Here is a 14,395-nt window from a genome sequence, read left to right as displayed (position 1 = left end):
GGATGAAAACGGAAGACTTATTGGAGAGAGCGGCCTAAATGACGATCCCAATCTTTCCAAACCGGTTGCAGCCCTGCTAGCGTTAATGCCTGCGCAACCTGCTCAGGAGTCCGATTATCATGCGGAGCAAACTGTTCAAGCTCGGGGTGATTATCTGCATATCCCCCCGGTTGGGTTTTCGAGCCGGCACTGACATTATTAATCGCCACTGGAATCACGTTATCGCGAAAGAAAGGCGACTCGCGGGTGGATAAGGACAGTTCCACATCTGGTGCAAACAGGCGAAAAGCACAAATCAGTTGCAGCAGTTGTGGCTCACTCATCAGAGAGGCGGGTTCAATGCCCCCAGCACAAGGCCGTAAACGTGGGAACGAGATAGAATAGCGGCTCTGCCAATAAGTTTGTTGCAGGTAAAACAGATGCTCTGCCAGCATGTAGCAGTCAGTGCGCCAACTGTTCGACAAACCAATCAAGGCACCCAGTCCGATCTTATCGATCCCCGCGCGCCCCAAACGATCCGGAGTTGCCAACCGCCAGTGAAAATCCTGCTTATGGCCGCGCAAGTGGTGCTGCTGATAAGTGGCGGGATGATAGGTTTCTTGATAAACCATCACGCCATCCAATCCCAATGTTTTAAGCTCCGCATACTCTGCTTCCGCTAATGGCTGAACTTCCATCATCAGCGAGCTGAATTGGTTGCGGATAGCTGGGAAATGGCGACGGAAATAGTCCATCCCGACTTTTGCCTGATGTTCGCCGGTAACCAGCAGTAAGTGTTCGAAGCCCAATGCTTTGATGGCTTCACACTCACGAATGATTTCCGTTTCATCCAAAGTTTTGCGCTTGATACGATTACTCATTGAAAAACCACAATAAGTACAATCATTGGCACACAGATTAGAGAGATAAAGTGGCACATAAAAACTGACGGTATTGCCAAAGCGCTGACGAGTCAGTTGCTGAGCCTTCTGCGCCATGGGTTCCAGATAAGCTGACGCCGCCGGTGAAATCAATGCCATCAAATCGTCACGATTGGGTTTAGTAGCATTAATGGCTCGTTCAACATCCATGGCGGTTTTGCTGTTAATACGCAGCGAAATATCATCCCAATCCAATTGTTGCCAGCGCTGAGTAAAATCTTCAGACATGATTTTTTTCCTCTAGCTGGCTAAGGAAGCCGGTCAATGGGCTGGTGGCATTGGCTTGCAGTTGACTTGAGCCTAAACCGGCCTGACGCGCCAGAGTTCCTGCTTCAACAGCCAGCCGGAATGCTTGCGCCATTTGTACCGGCGAGCGGGCGACAGCAATGGCAGTATTCACCAAAACAGCATCTGCGCCCAACTCTATAGCTTCAAGAGCATGGCTTGGGGCACCAATCCCAGCATCGACCACCACCGGTACTTTGGCTTGCTCGATAATGATTTGCAGAAAGTCGCGGGTACGTAATCCCAAATTTGAGCCAATAGGTGCTCCCAATGGCATCACGGCCGCACAACCAACTTCTTCCAATCGTTTGCATAATACCGGGTCAGCGCCACAGTAAGGCAAAACAACAAAACCCTCTTTCACCAGGATTTCGGCAGCTTTCAGGGTTTCTATTGGGTCGGGTAGCAAATACTTCACATCTGGGTGGATTTCTAACTTCACCCAATGCGTACCCAGCGCTTCGCGAGCCAGGCGAGCAGCAAAAACGGCTTCTTGTGCGGTTTTTGCTCCCGAGGTGTTGGGTAACAAACGCACCCCTAATTGGCGCAGAGGGGCCAGAATGGCATCGTTGCCAGCATGCAGATCCACGCGCTTCATCGCCATAGTAATCAGCTGTGAGCCGGAGGCTTGTAGTGCTGCTAACATCAATTCAGCCGTGGCAAATTTGCCCGTGCCGGTAAATAAACGTGAGGTAAAGGTAGTATCGGCGATTTTCAGCATGTCAGCCCCCAGCAATCGCTTGGAAAAGCAAAATGTTATCTCCGGCGCGCAACTGATACTTTTCCCAGTCAATGCGGGGGATGATGACCTGATTAATCGCCAGTGCCGTACCCGGCTGGTGGCGATTTAACTGATTGAGCAGCTTGTCAGCGGTGATATTGGCCTCCACCTCTAACGGCTGGTCATTGAGCATAATGAGCATGGAGTTTGTCGTCACAATCCACCTCCACAGGCAGGGCAATGTGCCGCCCGCGTGAGTTGTAGGGTGCTCCAGCTCTGCTGCTTACCATCGAATAACCGCAGCTTGCCACTCAATGGCGAAGGAAGCCCCGCCAACATTTTGATGGCTTCGAGTGCTTGCAAAGTACCAATCACCCCCACGACTGGCCCCAATACACCAGCGGTACGGCAGTTTCGCTGTGGCAGCTCTTTGTCTGGATAAAGACAGGCATAGCAACCATGGGAATAGGGCGGCTCAATCACCAGCAACTGCCCACTGAACCCAACCGCACTGCCGCTAATCAATGGCTTATGCGCTTTGATGCAAGCTGCATTCACCTGATGGCGGGTCTCCATGTTGTCGCTACAATCAAGCACTAAATCGACCCCAGCGACGGCATCAATCAATGCTTCTCCCGCGAGTCGCGTATCAAAGGCGATAGCTTCAATCAGTGGATTGAGACTTTGCAGGTGGTGTTGCGCCAATCGGGCTTTATTTTGGCTAAAAGATGTGGGCGAAGTGCGAACTGGAGTAGGGCTGATATCCGTAGTGCGATACAGAATTTGGCGCTGTAAATTAGTCAGTTCGAGCTGGTCATCGTCAGCTAGTAATAACCGCCCAACGCCCGCTGCCGCCAGATAAAGGGCCGCAGGAGAGCCCAGACCACCCAGCCCGACAATCAATACGCTGGCACTTTTCAGCTTCAATTGGCCTTCAGGGCCAATATCTTCCAGTAACAATTGGCGGCTGTAGCGCAAGAATTCACTGTCACTTAGCTCATGCTTGTTGATCATCGCTCAGCTCCTTGCCCTCAATCAGGTGCAGCAATTGCGCAGTTGCTTGCTGCCAATCATCAGCTTGAGTAATAGCACTGACCACTGCCACACTGCCGACGCCGGTTGCCAATACCGCAGGGACGCGCGCGATACTGATGCCACCGATAGCGACGGTGGGGTAATCAGGGGTGTTATCAACCATTTGTTTAAGAACCGCCAGCCCCTGAGGGGATGACGGCATCTGCTTGGTCTGGGTTGGGAAGATATGCCCCATGGCGATATAGGAAGGCTGCACAGCCTTGGCGATCGCCAGCTCATGCTCATCGTGGGTGGAAACACCCAGCCGTAATCCGGCCTGTTGAATAGCCGCTAAATCAGTGGTTTCCAGATCTTCCTGCCCCAGATGAACACCATAAGCGCCATGCTTAATCGCCAACCGCCAATAGTCATTGATAAATAAGCGCGCCTGATAGCGTTTGCCCAACTCAATGGCAGCAGCAATATCTTGTTCGACCTGTGCATCCGCTAAATCTTTAATACGCAATTGGATGGTGGTCACGCCCACGGCCAGCAGCCGCTCTATCCACAGCAATGAATCGACCACTGGGTACAACCCAAGGCGCTGTTTGGTCGCCGGGAAACCTTGCTCAGCAGAAAATGAAGCATGATCAGACGGATTCATTATTTGCCTCCGTTTTCAGATTCGCTGGGCTGTGGTACAGCTCACTGCCACGGGAGCGGAACTCGGCCGACATCTGCTCCATACCGGATTGCAAAACCGCTATTGGCTGAGCCGTTGTCTCTTGCGCGGCCGCCAGTTCTTGTTTAGCGGCATAGTCACGCACTTCTTGTGAAATCTTCATGGAGCAGAATTTCGGCCCACACATTGAGCAGAAGTGAGCTACTTTTCCTGACTCTTGCGGCAGGGTTTCATCGTGATAAGCCCGGGCGGTTTCTGGATCGAGTGCCAAATTGAACTGATCTTCCCAGCGGAATTCGAAGCGCGCTTTTGACATGGCATTATCGCGGATCTGTGCACCGGGGTGGCCTTTCGCCAGATCCGCCGCATGGGCCGCAATTTTATAAGTGATAAGCCCTTGCTTCACATCATCTTTATTGGGCAGGCCAAGATGCTCTTTGGGAGTGACATAGCACAACATGGCGCAACCAAACCAACCAATCATGGCGGCCCCAATACCCGAGGTGAAGTGGTCATAGCCGGGGGCAATATCCGTGGTCAATGGGCCTAAGGTATAAAACGGCGCTTCGTGACAATGCTCCAACTCTTCGGTCATATTGCGGCGAATCATCTGCATCGGCACATGGCCCGGGCCTTCAATCATCACCTGTACGTCATATTCCCAGGCAATTTTGGTCAATTCCCCCAAGGTATGTAGCTCAGCGAATTGGGCTTCATCATTGGCGTCCTGAATAGAACCAGGGCGCAAACCATCACCCAGAGATAATGAAACGTCATAGGCTGCGCAAATTTGGCAAATCTCGCGGAAGTGCTGGTAGAGGAAATTTTCCTGATGATGGGAAAGGCACCATTTCGCCATAATAGACCCGCCCCGGGAAACAATTCCGGTCAGTCGTTTGGCTGTCATCGGTACGTAACGCAGCAGCACGCCAGCATGAATAGTAAAGTAATCAACCCCTTGTTCGGCCTGCTCTAATAACGTGTCGCGGAATATTTCCCATGTTAGGTTTTCAGCCACGCCATTAACTTTTTCCAGCGCCTGATAGATAGGAACCGTGCCGATAGGGACCGGGCTGTTACGCAAAATCCATTCACGAGTTTCATGAATATAGCGGCCGGTGGACAAATCCATCACGGTATCTGCGCCCCAGCGGGTAGACCACACCAGCTTTTCCACTTCTTCTTCAATAGAGGACGTCACGGCGGAGTTACCGATGTTGGCGTTCACTTTCACCAGAAAGTTGCGGCCAATAATCATGGGTTCAGATTCAGGGTGGTTAATATTGGCAGGGATAATCGCACGACCGGCGGCCACTTCTTGGCGAACAAACTCCGGCGTGATGTTTTCCGGCAAGTTAGCACCAAAGGCTTGCCCCGGATGCTGGTGGAGTAATACTTCACCGCGAATCCGCTCACGGCCCATATTTTCTCGTAGGGCGATAAATTCCATCTCCGGCGTCACTTTACCGGCTCTGGCGTAATGCAATTGCGTAACACATTTACCATCAATCGCTTTTTTAGCGCGTGGGAGATGCTCAAAACGCAAATGATCCAAACCTTCATCAGCCAAACGTTGCTGGGTAAAGCCAGAGCTGAGGGTCGTCAGTGCCTCGGTATCCTGACGGTCGGCTATCCAGCTATCACGCAATTTGGGTAAACCGGCATGGACATCCAGTTTGGCGCTCGGGTCGCCATAAGGGCCGGAGGTGTCATAAACCGGAATAGCTTCGTTATCTTCATAACTTGGCGTGTCTTTGCTGCCGCCGATCAATGTCGGGCTGAGTTGGATTTCACGCATCGGGACTTGAATATCGGGCCGTGAACCTTGCAGATATATTCGTTGCGAGTTAGGGAAAGTCACCCCTTGCAGGGTATCGATGAATTGTTGCGCCTCTTCGCGCACTTGTTTCCGGGGTATAGCTTTACGCGGGAGTGATGAGTTTTGAGTTGTATTATTAGACATAGCAAATTCCTACCAGTGTGGTTTATAGGGAAAATTGCTTGTCTGGAGCTTGGCGGGAGTAACGATGTTGGCCAGTGACCGGCAGCCACCTGTAAGGGGAAGACGGGCCTGTAGCGATAAATTACTCTTGTTCCCTTCGCGGGTATTAACCCGATCAGGTTCCGCGGATCCCGAATTAACGGTCTCAGCCTGTGCATTGCTTTAATAAAAAAGCACGCGCTAGGCACTCCGACAAGAGCCTTGAGTATATACCCTTCTTACTTGAAATTGCAGGGGTGTTAGCTACGTTTATTCACCCGAATCACTTACCTGTGTAAGCTCATCGGGGTTCATTCACTTGCCGCCTACCTGCAATTCCAAGTTCTTTGGGTATTCGAGGCTTAATAAAAATTACACTTACAGAATTGAGTTAATTCGCCAATCCTTCTTTATCTGCTGGCTGAGCGGCTTGCCATGACTCGGCAGCCCACTGAATTAATTGATCTTCTAGCCTGAAACGGGCATCGAGTGCTTCGCCGATATCGGATAAAGCCTGTTGAAACTCGGTGCAACTATCTTGGTCTATCTCAATGTTTGTATAGCGATCATGGAATGCCATGATAGTTTGAGTGTTATTTTTTAAGGCAGGATAAACTTTGGTCGTCAGCGCCATTTTCGGGCTGGATGCACCTTCTACCTGTTTGATAATTCTATCGTAGATATGAAAATGTCCTGAGGAGAGATAATCCACCAGATTATGGCAAAAGTTCTCCAGCGCTTTTTCATTAAGCGGGGTATGCTTTTCTTTTTGCGGCTTAATACCGATCACTGCGCAATACGAGACTAAAAGTTCTTTACGTGCATGAAGCCATTGATCAATTAATTCATTACTGCCGCCAACGCGTTGAGTCAGGCTTTCCAGTCGGTTGAGCATGAGCGACTCCATGAGTAAGAATACGTCAATATGGGTTACGGAAATGTAACAAGCCAGATTCTAGATTGCCAGTGAAGTCGAGGTTGTGCAACAACGATATGGAACTACAACTTACAGGTAAAGAAAGTGGCTGGTGGATTGTCAGTCATGAAAACAAATTATGGTTACCAAAAGGGGAGTTGCCGCAAGGTAATGCCGCCAATTGGTCATTACAGGGCGCAACCGCCAGACAGATTGGTGAATGGCAAGGCCAAGCTGTTTGGCTTATTCGCCAACAGATGTCTACCGATATGGGCTCAGTGCGGCAATTACTGGATGTGGATCGCGGTTTATTCCAATTAGCAGGGCGTGGCGTGCAATTGGCGGAGTTTTATCGCTCTCATCGCTATTGTGGTTATTGCGGCCATCAAATGCATGCCAGCCGTACCGAGTGGGCTTGTCTGTGTAATCACTGCCGTGAACGTTACTATCCGCAAATCGCGCCTTGCGTCATTGTTGCCATTCGCCGTGGTGATGAAATTTTATTGGCGCAGCATGTTCGTCATCGTGGCGGTATTAATACCGTGCTGGCTGGGTTTGTCGAGGTCGGCGAAACGTTGGAACAGGCCGCTTCTCGTGAAGTTTTGGAAGAAAGTAATATCCACATTAAGAATCTGCGTTATGTGACCTCACAACCTTGGCCGTTCCCGCATTCGCTGATGATGGCGTTTATGGCGGATTATGACCACGGCGAGCTGCGCCATGATCCTAAGGAGCTGCTGAATGCTGGTTGGTATCGTTATGATCAATTGCCATTATTGCCGCCACCAGGCACCGTGGCACGCCGGTTGATTGAAGATACCGTGGCATTGTGTCGCAGCGAGCAGGACAGCTAAAGCTGGCATGCTACAATAGCGCCAGATAACTAAGGGAGCCCCACATGAATGAGTTGAAAAACGATCGCTATCTGCGTGCCTTATTACGCCAGCCGGTAGATGTTACCCCGGTGTGGATGATGCGCCAGGCAGGCCGCTATTTGCCAGAATATAAAGCCACTCGCGCTGTTGCCGGGGATTTTATGTCACTGTGCAAAAATGCTGAATTGGCCTGTGAAGTGACGATGCAACCATTGCGTCGTTATCCGCTCGATGCGGCGATTCTGTTTTCCGACATTCTGACCATTCCTGATGCTATGGGATTGGGGCTCTATTTTGAAACCGGTGAAGGTCCTCGTTTCCAGTCTCCTATTACCTGCCGTGCCGATGTCGAAAAACTGCCAATTCCTGACCCTGAGCAGGAGTTGGGCTATGTCATGAACGCGGTAAGAACCATTCGCCGTGAGCTGGCAGGAGCCGTGCCATTGATTGGTTTCTCTGGCAGCCCGTGGACATTAGCGACCTATATGGTCGAGGGCGGGAGCAGTAAAGCTTTCACTAAGCTGAAGAAAATGATGTATGCCGAGCCGCAAACATTGCACCTGCTGCTGGATAAACTGGCCGACAGTGTCATTTTGTACCTCAATGCTCAAATTAAAGCGGGCGCGCAATCCGTGATGATCTTTGATACGTGGGGTGGGGTGCTGACAGGGCGTGATTATGCTGAATTTTCATTGAATTACATGCATAAAATCGTCGATGGCCTGATCCGCGAAAACGACGGGCGGCGGGTGCCGGTGACCTTGTTCACCAAAGGCGGTGGGCAATGGCTGGAAGCAATGGCGGCTACCGGTTGTGATGCTTTGGGGCTGGATTGGACCACAGATATCGCTGATGCACGTCGCCGCGTGGGCGACAAAGTTGCTCTGCAAGGGAATATGGACCCTTCCATCCTTTATGCTCCACCTGCGCGTATTGAGCAGGAAGTTAACACTATTCTGGCCGGTTTTGGTCGGGGAGAAGGGCATGTCTTTAATTTGGGGCACGGTATTCATCAGGATGTCCCACCAGAACATGCAGGTGCTTTTGTTAATGCGGTGCATCGTTTATCCAAACCGTATCATCAATAAGTTAGCGAGCGACTAGACTGATGGTTGATACTCAAGCGCTACGGGCAGAACAGCGGCAACGGGCATCTGAAGTGCGTCTTCAAGATGATATTGCTAGTAGCTCGGTGCGCTTTATTGCTGGGGCGGATGTTGGCTTTGAGCAGCAAGGGGAGGTTACCCGTGCTGCTATCGCAGTCTTACGCTACCCTTCGCTCGAGCTAGTGGAGTATCAGATTGCTCGTGTAGCAACTTCACTGCCGTATATCCCCGGTTTACTTTCTTTTCGTGAATATCCTGCATTATTAGCCGCCTGGCGGCAGTTACAGCAACGGCCTGATTTGGTTTTTGTCGATGGGCAGGGTATCGCGCATCCCCGCCGTTTAGGGGTTGCCAGCCATTTTGGTTTGTTAGTCGATGTCCCTACCATTGGTGTGGCCAAAAGCCGTTTGTGTGGGCATTTCCAGCCATTGGGCAGTGATAATGGAGCACTACAGCCGCTGGTGGATGGCGATGAGCAACTTGGCTGGGTATGGCGCAGTAAAGCCCGCTGTAATCCATTGTTTATTTCGCCCGGTCATCGGGTGAGTGTGAACAGTGCGCTGGAATGGGTGCAGCATTGTATGGCCGGTTACCGCTTGCCAGAGCCGACACGTTGGGCGGATGCTATCGCATCAAACCGTCCGCAATTTCAGCGTTGGATATGGAAAAATCCTGATTTGCTTGGCAAGCATAGGGATATGATTTAATTTCGGGTACACTGCCGCGCAGATAATGAATAATGAGAACTCATCATGATACGTAATCCGATTCATCTACGTCTCGAAAAGCTGGAAAGCTGGCAACATCTGACTTTCATGGCTTGCCTGTGCGAGCGGATGTATCCCAACTATCAGCAATTTTGTCTGGAGACCGAGTTCGGTGATCCGGCGGTTTACCGACGTATTCTGGATCTTATCTGGGAAACATTGGTGGTAAAAGACGCTAAGGTCAATTTTGATAGCCAGTTAGAGAAATTGGAAGAGGCAATTCCTTCCGCTGATGACTATGCTATCTACGGTGTTTACCCTGCTATCGATGCTTGTATTGCATTAAGTGAAGCTATTCATTCGCGTTTGAGTGGCGAAACTCTGGAACATGCTATCGCTATCAGCGAAACGTCAATCCGCACAGTTGCAATGCTGGAAATGACGTTGGCCGGTAAAGAAATGACCGATGAAGAACTGAAAATCTTGCCCGCGATTGAAGAAGAATGGGATATCCAATGGGAGATTTTCCGCCTGTTAGCTGACTGCGAAGAGCGAGACCTAGATCTGATCAAAGGGTTACGATCTGACCTGCGGGAAGCGGCTGTTAGCAACATTGGCATAAATTTAACGCAATAAGGCAAGAAAACGTGATTTAACGCCTGATTTGTCACGTCTTAAGGCTTCACATCTGCCCCCTGTCTGTTCTACATTTGGGGGGCGAAAAAAAGTGGCTATCGGTGCGTGTATGCAGGAGAGTGCTGTCAATCGGCATATCCGTCGCACTCGATGCTTTGCAAACGATAAACACACTGTAAGGATAACTTATGAATAAGACTCAACTGATTGACGTAATCGCGGACAAAGCGGACCTTTCCAAAGTACAAGCTAAAGCAGCTTTGGAGTCCACACTGGCTGCAATTACCGAATCTCTGAAAGACGGTGATCCAGTACAATTGGTTGGTTTCGGTACTTTTAAAGTAAACCATCGTAATGAGCGCACTGGCCGCAACCCACAAACCGGTAAAGAAATCAAAATTGCTGCAGCTAATGTGCCAGCGTTTGTTGCTGGTAAAGCACTGAAAGACTCTGTTAAATAATAGTGTGTCAGTGAAAATAATAAACGGGGGGGTGGCAAAACCCCTTTTGTTTATGCAGCGGGTGCTGATGACCCTCGGTTTAGCCTTTGGTCTCAGCGCCTGTAGCAGCCAGTCAGGCACCCCTCAATTTAGTGCCAGCGGATATATCGCCGATAATGGTGTTGTTCGTTTATGGCGTCAGGATAATGCACAACAGCAGCCACAAGTGCTGATGAGCGTCTACAGCCCCTACTCTGGGGATAATACCCGCGTTACCTTCTACGAATATCAAAATGGCCTGTTACGGGAAATCCGGCGCAATGATTTGGGCCGTGAGCCACAAAGTGTCGAATTGCGTTTTGATGAGCAAGGTCAGGTCAGTTTTATGCAGCGTCAGCTAGCGACGCGGCGTGAGCAACTCTCTGCGGATAATATTGCGGTTTATCAATTGGACGCCAAGCGGACCTTGGAGCTGAGCAGCGTGCTGCGCGCCGGAAACGTTAGGTTAATTCAAGGGCGTTGGCAGGACGGCGTGGTGACGACCTGTGCCGGGAAGAAGTTACGTTTGAGTCTGGATGAAAAGTCACAAGCATGGCTGAGTAAACGAGGCGAGAATAGCACCCAACCTTTGGGTATCGCGTGGTTGGATTCACCAGAAGGCCAGCAATTACTGTTGGTTGCCAATCAGGACTTCTGCCGTTGGGAACCTACCGCGGGGAGCTTGTAAGATAAAGGGGCACAGTGAACTGCCCCTTTGAAAGTGATGACCATGAGCTTTATTGCGAGTTATTTGCCGCGCGCAATTGCCCGATAGCCAATATCTTTACGGCAGAAAGCACCTTCCCACTGAATATTCTCAGCAAGTTGATAGGCATGTTGCTGTGCTTGAGCGACGGTGGCACCGAGCGCCGTGACACACAACACGCGACCCCCGCTGGTCACAACATTATTCTGGCTATCTAGCTTGGTTCCGGCATGGAACACTTTCCCATCAGCGGTTTCTTGCTGTGGCAGCCCGTGAATGACATCACCCTGACGGTAATCAGCCGGATAACCGCCTGCGGCCAACACAACACCCAGTGATGGGCGCTCGTCCCACTCAGAGGTTTTCTCATTCAGTTTGCCTTGAGCACCGGCGAGACAGAGCTCAACTAAGTCTGAACGCATCCGCAGCATGATGGGCTGGGTTTCAGGATCACCAAAACGACAGTTGAATTCGATAACTTTTGGTTGCCCATCGGCCGAAATCATCAAACCCGCATAGAGGAAGCCAGTATAAACATTGCCTTCCGCCGCCATGCCGCGCACGGTTGGCCAGATAACTTGGTCCATGACGCGTTGATGGACTTCATCAGTGACCACCGGCGCTGGAGAATAAGCGCCCATGCCGCCAGTATTCGGCCCGGTATCTCCATCACCCACTCGCTTATGGTCTTGGCTGGTGGCCATCGGCAACACGTTTTCACCGTCAACCATCACGATAAAGCTGGCTTCTTCGCCATCAAGGAATTCTTCCACCACAATACGGTGGCCTGCATCACCAAATGCATTGCCTGCCAGCATGTCATGAACGGCAGTTTCTGCCTCTGCTAATGTCATGGCGACAATCACACCTTTACCTGCAGCTAGTCCATCCGCTTTAATTACGATGGGAGCGCCAATCTGGCGAACATAGGCTAAAGCCGGTTCAACTTCGGTGAAGTTTTGGTAAAACGCGGTTGGGATATGGTGGCGAGCCAGGAAGTCTTTGGTGAAAGCTTTCGACCCTTCCAACTGAGCGGCGGCTTGCGTTGGGCCAAAGATAGTCAGGCCAGCAGCGCGGAAAGCATCAACGACACCAATCACCAGCGGAGCTTCCGGGCCGACGATAGTCAGGCCAATGTCATTCTTCTGAGCAAAAGCCAGCAAACCCGCGATATCGGTAGCGGCGATATCTACATTTTCTAGCCTAGGCTCCAGTGCCGTCCCCGCATTACCTGGCGCGACATAAATTTTATCCGCCAAAGGTGACTGTGCAGCTTTCCAGCCCAGCGCATGCTCGCGCCCGCCATTGCCAATAATCAAAATATTCATTCGGATGACTCCGTGGGTTATGCACCAGAGCGCATACCCCACTTAGATAAGAGGTTTAATTAATGACGGAAATGGCGCATGTCGGTGAAGATCATGGCAATACCGTGTTCATCAGCGGCAGCAATAACTTCGTCATCACGGATTGAGCCACCAGGCTGGATTACGCAGGTGATACCCACGGCTGCTGCGGCATCAATACCGTCACGGAACGGGAAGAAAGCATCAGAGGCCATGGCGGAACCCGCCACTTCCAAACCTTCATCTGCCGCTTTGATGCCAGCTATCTTGGCTGAATACACGCGGCTCATTTGGCCTGCGCCTATACCAATCGTCATATTGTCGCGCGCATAAACAATCGCGTTAGATTTAACGAACTTGGCGACTTTCCAGCAGAACAGCGCATCACGCAGCTCTTGCTCGGTGGGTTGGCGTTTGGATACCACGCGCAGATCCGCGGCAGTTACCATACCTAAATCGCGATCTTGCACCAACAAACCACCATTGACGCGTTTGAAGTCCAGCGCGGCGGTACGTTCTTGCCACTGACCACAAGTCAGAACGCGAACATTCTGTTTAGCGGCTAACAGCGCCAAAGCTTCAGCGCTAACTGCTGGCGCAATAATGACTTCGACGAATTGGCGGCTGATAATGGCGCTCGCAGTTTCGGCATCGAGTTCACGGTTAAAGGCGATAATGCCGCCGAAAGCTGATGTCGGGTCAGTTTTATAAGCTTTATCGTAAGCAGCCAACAGAGAGTCAGCGATAGCAACGCCACATGGGTTGGCATGTTTGACAATCACACAAGCGGGTTCACTGAACTCTTTCACACACTCCAGTGCGGCATCGGTATCGGCGATGTTGTTATAAGAGAGGGCCTTACCTTGCAATTGCTGCGCAGTTGCAACGGAGGCTTCTTTAATATCTTCTTCTATATAGAAGGCGGCATGCTGGTGGCTGTTCTCACCGTAGCGCATATCTTGTTTCTTTATATAGTTAAGATTCAGAGTCCGAGGGAAGCGGCCAGAAGGTTGCTCAGTGTCGCCATAATAAGGAGGAACCAGCGCGCCAAAGTAGTTGGCAATCATGCTGTCGTAGGCGGCAGTGTGTTCGAAAGCTTTAATCGCCAGGTCGAAACGGGTTGGATAAGTCAGTGAACCCTCATTCTCATCGAGCTCAGCAATAATAGCCGGGTAGTCGCTGCTCTTGACGACAATGGCGACATCTTTGTGGTTCTTAGCCGCTGAGCGCACCATGGTTGGGCCGCCGATATCGATATTCTCTACCGCATCTTCTAGTGAGCAATCAGGGCGGGCTACCGTCTGGGCGAATGGATATAAGTTCACAACCACAATATCAATTGGCTGAATGTCATGTTGGGCCATGATGCCATCATCTTGACCACGACGACCGAGAATGCCGCCATGTACTTTGGGATGCAAAGTCTTAACGCGTCCGTCCATCATTTCTGGGAAACCGGTGTAGTCCGAAACTTCGGTGACTGGCAGACCAGCCTCAGCAAGCAGACGGGCGGTCCCGCCAGTGGAAAGTAACTCGATACCACGTTGTGAAAGTGCAGTAGCGAATTCGATGATCCCGGCTTTATCAGAGACACTGAGTAGAGCACGGCGGATTGGGCGGCGTTGTTGCATGGTTTTATCCCTTGGCTTTGGAGTCGCAATTGTTCTTCGCAATCGATCAATAGAGCGTTATGTGGATCTCTTCTAGCTATATAGCGCTATAAAGAGAAGAACAGATTCAGATAACGTCCCAAACTTTGCCAACAAGGTGACTCTTTTCGACGCGGGGAATTGTAGCGAAAACGATTGCGCGATGCTCGTCAATTTTGAGTTCAGATTCAATCTGTGGATAAGTTTGTGTACAACAGGGTATAAGGTGGGGTTTTGCTGTGGAATGCAGCAAACAGTCATTTTAATTGAAATTAGCGGTTGCGGGCAGCTCAGAACTCCCTATAATGCGCATCCATCGAGACGGCACACAACGAATCAAGTAGTTAAGTGACCGGCAAAGAGAACAGAGAA

At 50.7% G+C, this 14,395-nt stretch carries 15 protein-coding genes and 1 riboswitch; of the genes, 6 read left to right on the top strand and 9 right to left on the bottom strand.

What is annotated here, in order from left to right:
* Positions 1-17: 17 nt before the first annotated feature.
* From thiH to FTA96_RS18965, 7 genes are all read right to left on the bottom strand, one after another.
* Complete coding sequence (gene thiH, locus FTA96_RS18995; RefSeq protein ID WP_145574583.1) at positions 18-1,148, bottom strand: 2-iminoacetate synthase ThiH; 1,131 nt, start codon at positions 1,146-1,148, stop codon at positions 18-20.
* Positions 1,141-1,926 carry a thiazole synthase gene (locus FTA96_RS18990; protein ID WP_050111017.1) on the bottom strand — a complete coding sequence of 262 codons (786 nt, stop codon included), beginning with the start codon at positions 1,924-1,926 and terminating at the stop codon, positions 1,141-1,143. Before FTA96_RS18990 ends, thiH begins: the two co-directional genes overlap by 8 nt.
* Position 1,927: 1 nt before the next feature.
* A complete protein-coding gene (gene thiS, locus FTA96_RS18985; RefSeq protein ID WP_375541948.1) occupies positions 1,928-2,128 on the bottom strand; it encodes a sulfur carrier protein ThiS in 201 nt (66 codons plus the stop codon).
* 11 nt (positions 2,129-2,139) lie between these two features.
* The gene (locus FTA96_RS18980) at positions 2,140-2,940 is read right to left on the bottom strand and encodes a HesA/MoeB/ThiF family protein (protein ID WP_050124089.1); all 801 of its coding nucleotides are present in this window, start codon (positions 2,938-2,940) and stop codon (positions 2,140-2,142) included.
* Positions 2,924-3,604 carry a thiamine phosphate synthase gene (thiE, locus tag FTA96_RS18975; protein ID WP_050111014.1) on the bottom strand — a complete coding sequence of 227 codons (681 nt, stop codon included), beginning with the start codon at positions 3,602-3,604 and terminating at the stop codon, positions 2,924-2,926. The genes FTA96_RS18980 and thiE overlap by 17 nt, the downstream gene beginning before the upstream one ends.
* On the bottom strand, positions 3,591-5,585 hold the full coding sequence (gene thiC / locus FTA96_RS18970) for a phosphomethylpyrimidine synthase ThiC (protein ID WP_145574580.1): 1,995 nt from the start codon (positions 5,583-5,585) through the stop codon (positions 3,591-3,593). The genes thiE and thiC overlap by 14 nt, the downstream gene beginning before the upstream one ends.
* 114 nt (positions 5,586-5,699) lie before the next feature.
* Positions 5,700-5,826: riboswitch (TPP riboswitch) on the bottom strand.
* 168 nt (positions 5,827-5,994) lie between these two features.
* Entirely contained in the window at positions 5,995-6,498 is a 504-nt protein-coding gene (locus FTA96_RS18965) for an Rsd/AlgQ family anti-sigma factor (protein ID WP_050111012.1), read from the bottom strand.
* 98 nt (positions 6,499-6,596) lie between these two features.
* On the opposite strand from FTA96_RS18965, the gene nudC reads away from it, so the two are divergent.
* The 6 genes from nudC to FTA96_RS18935 all read left to right on the top strand — a co-directional run bounded on the left by nudC (position 6,597) and on the right by FTA96_RS18935 (position 11,010).
* Positions 6,597-7,373 carry an NAD(+) diphosphatase gene (gene nudC, locus FTA96_RS18960; RefSeq protein WP_050111011.1) on the top strand — a complete coding sequence of 259 codons (777 nt, stop codon included), beginning with the start codon at positions 6,597-6,599 and terminating at the stop codon, positions 7,371-7,373.
* Positions 7,374-7,417: 44 nt separating this feature from the next.
* Positions 7,418-8,482 (top strand): uroporphyrinogen decarboxylase, encoded by a 1,065-nt coding sequence (gene hemE / locus FTA96_RS18955; protein WP_050124086.1) that lies wholly within the window; start codon positions 7,418-7,420, stop codon positions 8,480-8,482.
* Positions 8,483-8,502: 20 nt separating this feature from the next.
* On the top strand, positions 8,503-9,207 hold the full coding sequence (nfi, locus tag FTA96_RS18950) for a deoxyribonuclease V (protein WP_050124085.1): 705 nt from the start codon (positions 8,503-8,505) through the stop codon (positions 9,205-9,207).
* Between the two features lie 45 nt (positions 9,208-9,252).
* On the top strand, positions 9,253-9,843 hold the full coding sequence (locus FTA96_RS18945; RefSeq protein WP_005166074.1) for a YjaG family protein: 591 nt from the start codon (positions 9,253-9,255) through the stop codon (positions 9,841-9,843).
* 188 nt (positions 9,844-10,031) lie between these two features.
* Positions 10,032-10,304 carry a nucleoid-associated protein HU-alpha gene (gene hupA, locus FTA96_RS18940; protein WP_050111008.1) on the top strand — a complete coding sequence of 91 codons (273 nt, stop codon included), beginning with the start codon at positions 10,032-10,034 and terminating at the stop codon, positions 10,302-10,304.
* 52 nt (positions 10,305-10,356) lie between these two features.
* Complete coding sequence (locus FTA96_RS18935) at positions 10,357-11,010, top strand: DUF1481 domain-containing protein (RefSeq protein ID WP_050136540.1); 654 nt, start codon at positions 10,357-10,359, stop codon at positions 11,008-11,010.
* A gap of 59 nt (positions 11,011-11,069) precedes the next feature.
* Here the strand turns inward: FTA96_RS18935 and purD are convergent, their stop codons facing one another.
* Together purD and purH are read right to left on the bottom strand one after the other, a co-directional pair.
* The gene (gene purD, locus FTA96_RS18930) at positions 11,070-12,356 is read right to left on the bottom strand and encodes a phosphoribosylamine--glycine ligase (protein ID WP_050111006.1); all 1,287 of its coding nucleotides are present in this window, start codon (positions 12,354-12,356) and stop codon (positions 11,070-11,072) included.
* 59 nt (positions 12,357-12,415) lie between these two features.
* Positions 12,416-14,005 (bottom strand): bifunctional phosphoribosylaminoimidazolecarboxamide formyltransferase/IMP cyclohydrolase, encoded by a 1,590-nt coding sequence (gene purH / locus FTA96_RS18925; RefSeq protein ID WP_050124083.1) that lies wholly within the window; start codon positions 14,003-14,005, stop codon positions 12,416-12,418.
* Positions 14,006-14,395: the final 390 nt, after the last annotated feature.

The sequence above is a fragment of the Yersinia alsatica genome (genome assembly GCF_902170305.1).
GTDB lineage: Bacteria > Pseudomonadota > Gammaproteobacteria > Enterobacterales > Enterobacteriaceae > Yersinia > Yersinia alsatica.
The sequence above is the reverse complement of the archived record's forward strand: the minus strand, read 5'-3'. Positions and strand labels throughout refer to the sequence as shown.

Bases quoted from the DNA above. Each gene is read 5' to 3' on its own strand.
- FTA96_RS18965 (WP_050111012.1), bottom strand. From the start codon at position 6,498: ATGCTCAACCGACTGGAAAGCCTGACTCAACGCGTTGGCGGCAGTAAT.
- thiS (WP_375541948.1), bottom strand. From the start codon at position 2,128: ATGCTCATTATGCTCAATGACCAGCCGTTAGAGGTGGAGGCCAATATC.
- hupA (WP_050111008.1), top strand. From the start codon at position 10,032: ATGAATAAGACTCAACTGATTGACGTAATCGCGGACAAAGCGGACCTT.
- thiH (WP_145574583.1), bottom strand. From the start codon at position 1,148: ATGTCTGAAGATTTTACTCAGCGCTGGCAACAATTGGATTGGGATGAT.
- purH (WP_050124083.1), bottom strand. From the start codon at position 14,005: ATGCAACAACGCCGCCCAATCCGCCGTGCTCTACTCAGTGTCTCTGAT.
- thiC (WP_145574580.1), bottom strand. From the start codon at position 5,585: ATGTCTAATAATACAACTCAAAACTCATCACTCCCGCGTAAAGCTATA.
- thiE (WP_050111014.1), bottom strand. From the start codon at position 3,604: ATGAATCCGTCTGATCATGCTTCATTTTCTGCTGAGCAAGGTTTCCCG.
- hemE (WP_050124086.1), top strand. From the start codon at position 7,418: ATGAATGAGTTGAAAAACGATCGCTATCTGCGTGCCTTATTACGCCAG.
- FTA96_RS18945 (WP_005166074.1), top strand. From the start codon at position 9,253: ATGATACGTAATCCGATTCATCTACGTCTCGAAAAGCTGGAAAGCTGG.
- FTA96_RS18980 (WP_050124089.1), bottom strand. From the start codon at position 2,940: ATGATCAACAAGCATGAGCTAAGTGACAGTGAATTCTTGCGCTACAGC.
- FTA96_RS18990 (WP_050111017.1), bottom strand. From the start codon at position 1,926: ATGCTGAAAATCGCCGATACTACCTTTACCTCACGTTTATTTACCGGC.
- FTA96_RS18935 (WP_050136540.1), top strand. From the start codon at position 10,357: ATGCAGCGGGTGCTGATGACCCTCGGTTTAGCCTTTGGTCTCAGCGCC.
- nudC (WP_050111011.1), top strand. From the start codon at position 6,597: ATGGAACTACAACTTACAGGTAAAGAAAGTGGCTGGTGGATTGTCAGT.
- nfi (WP_050124085.1), top strand. From the start codon at position 8,503: ATGGTTGATACTCAAGCGCTACGGGCAGAACAGCGGCAACGGGCATCT.
- purD (WP_050111006.1), bottom strand. From the start codon at position 12,356: ATGAATATTTTGATTATTGGCAATGGCGGGCGCGAGCATGCGCTGGGC.